This window comes from Mesorhizobium sp. CO1-1-11, from assembly GCF_020164995.1.
In the GTDB taxonomy this organism is placed as follows: Bacteria; Pseudomonadota; Alphaproteobacteria; order Rhizobiales; family Rhizobiaceae; genus Mesorhizobium; species Mesorhizobium australicum.
This window is the reverse complement of record NZ_JAIUHE010000030.1, coordinates 46,591-54,177: the sequence shown is the minus strand read 5'-3', so window position 1 is coordinate 54,177 and position 7,587 is coordinate 46,591. Positions and strand designations below refer to the sequence as shown.

Genomic DNA, 7,587 nt, shown 5'->3' with positions numbered 1-7,587 from the left:
GGGGGTGGGGCCGGGGGGGGGTGGGGACTCGACCGGGTTTCTCGTTAGGCGCGTCGTGCAACGCGCCTGATCTCATTGGCGTCCTCAGCGGACGCTGGCGACCGCATCGGAACGGCCGTCGTTGATCGTCACCCAAACGCCGGAATTCTCCGTCGATTGACGCTTGAGATAGGTGTAGTCGGTATCCGTCCAGGACAGCACCTTGGTCTCAAGATTGTCGAGGATGAACTCGCCGAGGCTGGTGCGCACGGTCAGCACCGCGTGGCCGTCGCCATTCGGCTGGCGCGCAACCGTCATCAAGAGGTCACCGGCCGGCACGCCCGCATCCATCAACTCGCGGCGCTTTTCCAGCGCGTAGTCCTCGCAATCGCCATAGCCATTGTCCGGGTAGGCCCAGTATTCCTCGGCACCGTAGTTTTCCATGTCGGTGCGCGGCTTGATGCGGGTGTTGACCGAATTGTTGATGCTCACGATCGTCGCCCAGAGCTTGCGGCTCAGGTCGACAGGCGCCCCCTTGGCGGTCTTCTCGTTGCATTCGCCGGGGATGCGTTGGCAGAATTCATAGTGGCCAACAGGCTGCGTCGTGCGTCCGCCGGTATGCATATAGGCCGGTCCCGCGGCATATGCTGATCCCCAGGCGGAAAGCTGCATCGCCATTGCCATCAGCAACAGCTTGCCCCTCGTTTTTTTCATTGTTCAGTCTCCCCGTTCGAAGGAGACAGTGCCACATCTGGATTTATTCGACGCAAAGGTCCGAAGTAGATTTTAAGTAAAACGTCTATAGAATAAACATAAAATTTGAATCATTTTAGTATTGAATTGGTTGGATTGCTGCGCTGGGGTTTCGGCAAATTCGGCCTCCCGCGGACCATTTCCGACTATGGCGACCTGCCATCCAAGACCTATCAATCGCCGCACCCCGAAATCGAAAAAGCCGGCCGCGAGGCCGGCTTGACGGGCATGCTTTGCGGCCCGATCAGGCGCGCGGCGTGTTGAATTCGGAATCGAGCGTCTCGGGGCGCTGGATGACGGCGAATTCGATGGCGACGCCATCTTCGAAATGCCGGACGATCTGACCCCGCATCGTGCCGAGCATGACCTGGACGCCGATCGCCGGTTTCACGTCGATCTCGATCGCGGCGCCCGACAGCGACAGATCGATGATCCGGCACTGATACTGGCGGCCGTCGGTGAGCTGCAGCACGCTCGTCGGGTTGCGGGGCGAGACGCGCTCGTGGCGGCGGTCTTCCGGCAGGTCGAGTTCGTGCTTGTTGGCAAGCCATGTCAACTGCGCGGCGAGTTTGTCCTTCTTGCGGTCGGACGCGATCACCGTCATTGCGAAGCCATCCGGCAGCGTGCGTGTCAGCACACCCTCGATGCGGCCGATATGGTCGATATAGGCGATGACTTTCTCGCCGGGCATGCCAATGCGGTCGGTGCGAAGCGCCACGTTGCCGGGCGACATGTCCACCACCTGGCATGGGTGCTCGGTGCGGTCCTCCAGCATGAAACGTCCGTAGATTTTGACCCGGACGCGCTGAAAGTTACGCCTTTCAGCTTGGGACGGCGCGTAGTCGACCGCCGCTGACCTCATGACTGCCTACACCCCGTTTGGCATTCCCGCGCGTGGATGCGAGGAACTTCAGCAGAGAACTACAACAAATCGGGTTAACAAAGGGGAAAAACGAGCCTGCAAGACCATGCGATCGTCAACTATTCGTCCCGCCCGCCATCGAAAACGACGAGATGGCGGATGCGGCGGGCACGGCCGAGCGCGGAGATCGTTTCGGGCGCCTCGATCTCGTCGGGAACGAGCGAGGGAACGTTGATCGCCGGACGGCTGTTCAGCAGTTCCTTCTCCGGGTCGATGACGCGGATGGAATCGATCAAGGCGTCGGTGATCGGATCCGCGCCCAGCCAGAACGGCTTCTCCACGGCGGTGATCACGCCGAGGCAGCGTGGATTTTCGATGCCGCCGTCGAGCGGCAAGGCGAGCAATTCGAACTTGTTGGAGCGGCCGTTGCGGCTGAAGCCCTCGAAAATGATCAGCACGACCGATTTCTGCTCGAAAACCCCGTGAATGAGCCGCGAAACCAGCCTCTGATCCTTCTCCCGCCACAGCGACGGGAAGGAGAATCCCTTGAGTTCGCGGCCGTAGGAGGCGCAGAGCCTGGTGCCGGCCAGGCGAAATACAGGCTGCCCACGCGTGTCCTTTTCGAGGATGAACGTGTCGGCCAGCAGCGACTTGATATCGGCCGGCTCGACTTCCGATCGCTTCGGAGCGGGGCGTCCGTCACGCAGGCGGTTCCAATAGTGGAACAGCGTGATCGATCCGTTTTGGTTCATACTACAAAGCTCCGCGCATTCTGTCGTCTGATGTCCCATCGGTGAACAGAAGGGCGCCCTCCGATGACCTACATGCGTTGGGGAGCAGGAAGCGTGCCAGCGTCGTTAACACTTGTTCACGGGTCGGGGCCGTTAAGGTTAACAACTGGTTTACGTTGCGCCCTGGGCCGCCGCGTGGCACACCAAAACCACTCCAGAAGCGGTCGTTTCGCGACGATCGGCAGCACTTCAGTCAAGAGTTTTAGGGGAGCAGGGGCTCGACCGGCCGTTCAGGGGAAACCTTGGACGGCTTCTTTTTTGATTCGCCCCATTGATTCGGAGCGGGACGATTCGCCGTTTGCGGTTCCATCGGCGGTGATCTAGATGCTCGCCAGACCGAACCAGCCCAGTCGAACCAGCCCAGTCGAACCAGCATCGAGTGCGATTGCAGATGAGCGAACAGCAAAATCCGTCCGAGCCCGAACCGGCCGAGACCATGCCGCCAACGGTGCGTGAGCCGGTGTTCAATCTGCCGCCGATCGTGCTGGCGGTGATCGGCATCTGCGCGGTCGTCTACCTGCTGCAGCAATATGCGCTGAACGACGCCCAGCAGATGACGCTGCTCTATGACGGAGCTTTCATTCCGGTCCTCTATACCGGCCGGTACGGGTTCGACTGGTTTCTCTTCACTCGGCCTTTCACCTATGCCTTCATGCATGGCGGCTTTGCCCATATCGCCATCAACATGGTCTGGCTTGCCGCCTTCGGCTCGCCGCTGGCCAATCGGCTCGGCGCGCTTCGGTTCGCGTTGTTCTTTGCCGCCACGGGGTTGGCTTCGGTGGCGCTCTTCTGGGCTATGCATCCGTACGGAGAAGCGCCGCTGGTCGGCGCATCGGGCGCCATATCGGGCATGATGGGGGCTGCGGCGCGCTTTGGCTTCCGCACCGGCCGCTCGGCCGGCAAGGCTGCTTTTGCCGGCCCGGTGCTGCCGGTCGGGGTCGTGCTGCGCTCGCGCGGCGTCGTCATCTTCCTGGCCATGTGGATGATCATCAATCTGGCCACCGGCCTTCTCGGCTTCGCGCCCGGCGTGGATGGCCAGGTCGCCTGGGAGGCCCATATCGGCGGCTTTGTCGCGGGCTTCTTCGGCCTGCGCTGGTTCGACGGGATATGGCAAGCGCCCGAATGGGAGACCTCCGACCGGGCTTGAAATGCAACCGATCACGGCGCACGATGTTCACTCTTATGTGAAAGCCGGTCAGGCAGGAACCGGTTGGCAAAGTAGAGGAGGACGCCATGACGGTTAAGGCCATTCTCGAGCAAAAAGGCCATGACGTGTTGACGCTCGGGCCGAACGAAAAACTGAGCGAAGCCATCCGCATCCTTGCCGAGCACAGGATCGGCGCGCTGGTCATCACCAATGGCGATCGCAAGATCGTCGGCATCCTTTCGGAGCGCGACATCGTGCGCGTGGTAGCCAGGGAAGGCGGTGCCGCCCTCGATTTAGCAGTGCGTTCGGCGATGACGCCGAAGGTGAAGATCTGTAACGAAAACCACACCGTCAACGAGGTGATGGAGATCATGACCAGGGGCCGCTTCCGCCATCTCCCGGTGGAAAAGGACGGCCTGCTCGATGGCATCGTATCCATCGGCGACGTGGTCAAGCGCCGCATCGAGGACGTCGAGCGCGAGGCCGAGGAAATCCGGGCCTACATCGCCACCGCCTGAGCGGTCGGCAACCGCCGGCCGGGTGCCGGCCGGCGGCACCAAGGCTACCTGTTGTCGAGTTCGGAGCGAACGAGTTCGAGCCCGAGCCTCGTGATGCGGTAGGGCCCGCCGCCGGACGACGAAACCGCCTTCTTGCGTTTCAATTTTCGAAACAGGTCGAGATCGACGCCGGGGTAATGCCAGCCGTCGCGGGTCAGGCATTTGACCGAGGCGATCCGTTTCTTGTCGTTCCTTTCGATTTCAATGCGTCCGCCCTGCGCGAGCAGGTGCAGGATGCGCTGTTCAATGCGCGAAATATCCATGTGAAGAGTTCCCGGAAAACGAAAAATACCGCCGCCGCGAAGCTTCGCGGCACGGGGTTTCAGGTTTTCTGCCCTGCCTCGCTACGAGGTCAGGGCCTCACCGGGACTGCGCGTAAGTGGACATCCACTCTCCATTGAGACGAACGGATACAGGCGAAAGCGGTCGAAGAGGCCAGCCCCCGGGTTTGCGCCCGCGGCTTTGCGCTTGTCTCTTTTGGCGGTTTGCACTAGCGAAGTTGCATTAATGCACTTCAGTCCGTAGGCCACAATGAGCATCATCGACACTCGCACCCCTGACGCAAAACGCCTGATATCCGGCGCCACCGGCGACTGGGAGATCATCATCGGCCTCGAGGTGCACGCACAGGTCATCTCGGAAGCAAAGCTGTTCTCCGGCGCTTCGACCGCTTTCGGTGCCGCGCCCAATGCCAATGTCAGCCTTGTCGATGCGGCAATGCCAGGCATGCTGCCCGTCATCAACGAGGAATGCGTCAAGCAGGCGATCCGCACCGGCCTGGGGTTGAAGGCGCAGATCAACCACAAGTCGGTCTTCGACCGGAAGAATTATTTCTATCCGGACCTGCCGCAGGGCTACCAGATCTCGCAGTTCAAGCAGCCGATCGTCGGCGAGGGCACGGTCATCGTCTCGGTCGGCCCCGACCGCCAGGGCGAGTTCGAGGACATCGAGGTTGGCATCGAGCGCCTGCACCTGGAGCAGGATGCCGGCAAGTCGATCCACGACCAGCACCCGACCATGTCCTATGTCGACCTCAACCGCTCCGGCGTGGCGTTGATGGAGATCGTGTCGAAGCCTGACATGCGCTCCGGCGATGAGGCCAAGGCCTATGTGACCAAGCTGCGGACCATCATGCGCTATCTCGGCACCTGCGACGGCAACATGGACGAAGGCTCGTTGCGCGCCGACGTCAATGTCTCGGTACGTCGGCCAGGTGGCGAATTCGGCACGCGCTGCGAAATCAAGAACATGAACTCGATCCGCTTCATCGGCCAGGCCATCGACTACGAGGCGCGCCGGCAGATCGCCATCATCGAGGACGGCGGTAGGATCGACCAGGAAACGCGGCTGTTCGACGCCGTCAAGGGCGAGACGCGCTCGATGCGCTCCAAGGAAGAGGCGCACGACTATCGCTACTTCCCCGATCCCGACCTTCTGCCGCTGGAATTCGACCAGGCCTATGTCGATAGGCTGGCCAAGGAATTGCCGGAACTGCCCGATGACAAGAAGCTGCGGCTGATCTCCTCGCTCGGCCTCTCGACCTACGACGCCGCCATCCTGGTGTCGGAAAAGCCGATCGCCGATTATTTCGAGAAGGTGGCGGCCGGTCGCGACGGCAAGCTCGCCGCCAACTGGGTCATCAACGATCTGCTGGGTGCTCTCAACAAGGCCGGCAAGGACATTGAATCCGCTCCGGTTTCGCCAGACCAGCTTGGCGCTGTCATCGATCTGATCAAGGAAGGCACCATCTCCGGCAAGATCGCCAAGGACCTGTTCGAGATCGTCTGGAACGAGGGTGGGGATCCGCGCCAGCTGGTCGAAAGCCGTGGCATGAAGCAGGTCACCGATACCGGGGCCATCGAGAAGGCGGTCGACGAGGTGATCGCGGCCAATCCCGACAAGGTCGAGCAGGCTCGCGCCAAGCCCACCATGGCCGGCTGGTTCGTCGGCCAGGTGATGAAGGCGACTGGCGGCAAGGCCAATCCGCAGGCCGTCAACGACCTCGTCAAGGCCAAGCTGGGCATCGAGTAAAAGCATGTTCGTTCGCACCGCCGGGGATCGCGACCTCGCAGCCGTCCGGGCGTTGCTGGTCGAGACCTGGCATGCGACGTATGACGCCATCTATGGCGCGGAACGGGTCACCGAAATCACCAATGAATGGCACTCCATCGCCTCATTGAAAGCCAGGCTGGTAAAGCCGAGCAGCGAGTTCCTCGTTGCCGATGACGGCAAGCGCATTGGCGGCATGGCGTTTGCCGACAGCGTCGATGGCGGCGGCGTGGTCATGCTCAGGCAGCTCTATGTGCTTCCCTTGCTGCAGGGTCGTGGTATCGGCGGCATGCTCCTCGACGAGATCATCGAGAGTTTTCCGGAAGCTCACCGCATTCGGCTCGAAGTGGAAGAGAAGAACACCCGCGCCGTTGCCTTTTATCAGGCCAACGGCTTCGTTCAGATCGGCCGCACCGAGAATTGCGGCTCCGCCGGCTCTGCCATCCCGGCGCTGATCTATGAACGGGTACTTGCCGGCTGAGCACCGTGGCGGCGTGATCACCTTCGCGCGAGCGCGCGTCGCGGGATCTGTTTTCGTTTGACGGCCCCGGTGTCCGGCACCAAAGCTGCCTAGGCCGACCCGTGTGAAGCCGGAATAAACCGACACACGCGGGATGGCTTTGGGGGGAACCATGCCAAGTCTGCCGGAACTGATGCCGACCGAGGTGTCGGACGAAACCTTTGGTGGCGTCACCTATCACATAGCGGGTGAACTGGTGCCCGTGCTTTCCGTCGATGTGACGCGGATGCCTGTCTATTTCGAGCACCACATCCTGCTGTGGAAGAATTCCACAATCACCATCGGCCTGAAATCGCTGAAGGGCGCGCTGAAGCGCATGATGGCCGGCATGCAGATCTTCGTCACCGAGGCGTCGGGGGCGGGCATCATCGCCTTCAGCCGTGATGGGCCGGGTCACATCGTGCCGATTCACCTGCGGCGAGGCGAGGAGATACAGGTCCGCGAGCACCAGTTTCTGGCCGCCACCGGCAATGTCGACTACACGTTCGAACGCGTACGCGGCCTGGCGACGATGCTGTTCGGCCAGAGTGGCTTCTTCATCGACCGGTTTCGCGGCGATACCGGTGACGGCATCGTCTGGCTGCACGGCTATGGCAACGTTTTTGAAAAGACGCTCGCTCCGGGCGAGATCATAGACATCGAGCCCGGCGGGTGGCTGTTCAAGGATGCTTCGGTCAGGATGGAGACCAAGATCGACCGGCTGTCGAGCGGCTTCTTCGGTGCCAACTTGAATTTCATCGTCAACCGCTTCACCGGGCCGGGCAGGGTCGGCATTCAGTCGATGTACCTGCATATGCCGACCGAGGAATAGGCTGGGAGCCAGAAGCCAGACGGATGAAGCCTGGCCAGCGCGAACGCGGCGGTGACTTATCAGCGGTTCGGTTTCCCCGTGCCATGGCATCGGCAGGGCGAGCCTTCGACCTTGATTG

General features: G+C 61.5%; 9 protein-coding genes. 5 read left to right on the top strand and 4 right to left on the bottom strand.

What is annotated here, in order from left to right:
* Positions 1-84: 84 nt before the first annotated feature.
* From LB554_RS27195 to LB554_RS27185, 3 genes are all read right to left on the bottom strand, one after another.
* Positions 85-693, bottom strand: coding sequence for a transglutaminase-like cysteine peptidase (locus LB554_RS27195; RefSeq protein ID WP_140720580.1), 609 nt, complete (start codon positions 691-693; stop codon positions 85-87).
* Positions 694-976: 283 nt separating this feature from the next.
* Positions 977-1,594, bottom strand: coding sequence for a PilZ domain-containing protein (locus LB554_RS27190; protein ID WP_015318053.1), 618 nt, complete (start codon positions 1,592-1,594; stop codon positions 977-979).
* Between the two features lie 119 nt (positions 1,595-1,713).
* On the bottom strand, positions 1,714-2,346 hold the full coding sequence (locus LB554_RS27185; protein ID WP_224587889.1) for a PAS domain-containing protein: 633 nt from the start codon (positions 2,344-2,346) through the stop codon (positions 1,714-1,716).
* Positions 2,347-2,776: 430 nt separating this feature from the next.
* Here LB554_RS27185 and LB554_RS27180 point away from each other — a divergent pair, with 430 nt between their 5' ends.
* A complete protein-coding gene (locus LB554_RS27180) occupies positions 2,777-3,532 on the top strand; it encodes a rhomboid family intramembrane serine protease (protein ID WP_224587887.1) in 756 nt (251 codons plus the stop codon).
* An 86-nt stretch (positions 3,533-3,618) separates the two neighbouring features.
* Entirely contained in the window at positions 3,619-4,050 is a 432-nt protein-coding gene (locus tag LB554_RS27175; RefSeq protein ID WP_224587884.1) for a CBS domain-containing protein, read from the top strand.
* A 44-nt stretch (positions 4,051-4,094) separates the two neighbouring features.
* Here LB554_RS27175 and LB554_RS27170 read toward each other — a convergent pair whose 3' ends face one another.
* A complete protein-coding gene (locus LB554_RS27170) occupies positions 4,095-4,352 on the bottom strand; it encodes a YjhX family toxin (protein ID WP_140617242.1) in 258 nt (85 codons plus the stop codon).
* Between the two features lie 268 nt (positions 4,353-4,620).
* Here LB554_RS27170 and gatB point away from each other — a divergent pair, with 268 nt between their 5' ends.
* From gatB to LB554_RS27155, 3 genes are all read left to right on the top strand, one after another.
* A complete protein-coding gene (gene gatB, locus LB554_RS27165) occupies positions 4,621-6,120 on the top strand; it encodes an Asp-tRNA(Asn)/Glu-tRNA(Gln) amidotransferase subunit GatB (RefSeq protein WP_224587883.1) in 1,500 nt (499 codons plus the stop codon).
* Between the two features lie 4 nt (positions 6,121-6,124).
* Entirely contained in the window at positions 6,125-6,619 is a 495-nt protein-coding gene (locus tag LB554_RS27160; RefSeq protein WP_224587882.1) for a GNAT family N-acetyltransferase, read from the top strand.
* A 151-nt stretch (positions 6,620-6,770) separates the two neighbouring features.
* Positions 6,771-7,469 (top strand): AIM24 family protein, encoded by a 699-nt coding sequence (locus tag LB554_RS27155; protein ID WP_140616931.1) that lies wholly within the window; start codon positions 6,771-6,773, stop codon positions 7,467-7,469.
* The last annotated feature ends 118 nt before the right edge of the window (positions 7,470-7,587 follow it).

What these genes read in the sequence shown, in the direction of transcription:
- LB554_RS27170 (WP_140617242.1), bottom strand. Translation starts at nt 4,352, where the DNA reads ATGGATATTTCGCGCATTGAACAGCGCATCCTGCACCTGCTCGCGCAG.
- LB554_RS27195 (WP_140720580.1), bottom strand. Translation starts at nt 693, where the DNA reads ATGAAAAAAACGAGGGGCAAGCTGTTGCTGATGGCAATGGCGATGCAG.
- LB554_RS27175 (WP_224587884.1), top strand. Translation starts at nt 3,619, where the DNA reads ATGACGGTTAAGGCCATTCTCGAGCAAAAAGGCCATGACGTGTTGACG.
- LB554_RS27180 (WP_224587887.1), top strand. Translation starts at nt 2,777, where the DNA reads ATGAGCGAACAGCAAAATCCGTCCGAGCCCGAACCGGCCGAGACCATG.
- LB554_RS27155 (WP_140616931.1), top strand. Translation starts at nt 6,771, where the DNA reads ATGCCAAGTCTGCCGGAACTGATGCCGACCGAGGTGTCGGACGAAACC.
- LB554_RS27190 (WP_015318053.1), bottom strand. Translation starts at nt 1,594, where the DNA reads ATGAGGTCAGCGGCGGTCGACTACGCGCCGTCCCAAGCTGAAAGGCGT.
- gatB (WP_224587883.1), top strand. Translation starts at nt 4,621, where the DNA reads ATGAGCATCATCGACACTCGCACCCCTGACGCAAAACGCCTGATATCC.
- LB554_RS27160 (WP_224587882.1), top strand. Translation starts at nt 6,125, where the DNA reads ATGTTCGTTCGCACCGCCGGGGATCGCGACCTCGCAGCCGTCCGGGCG.
- LB554_RS27185 (WP_224587889.1), bottom strand. Translation starts at nt 2,346, where the DNA reads ATGAACCAAAACGGATCGATCACGCTGTTCCACTATTGGAACCGCCTG.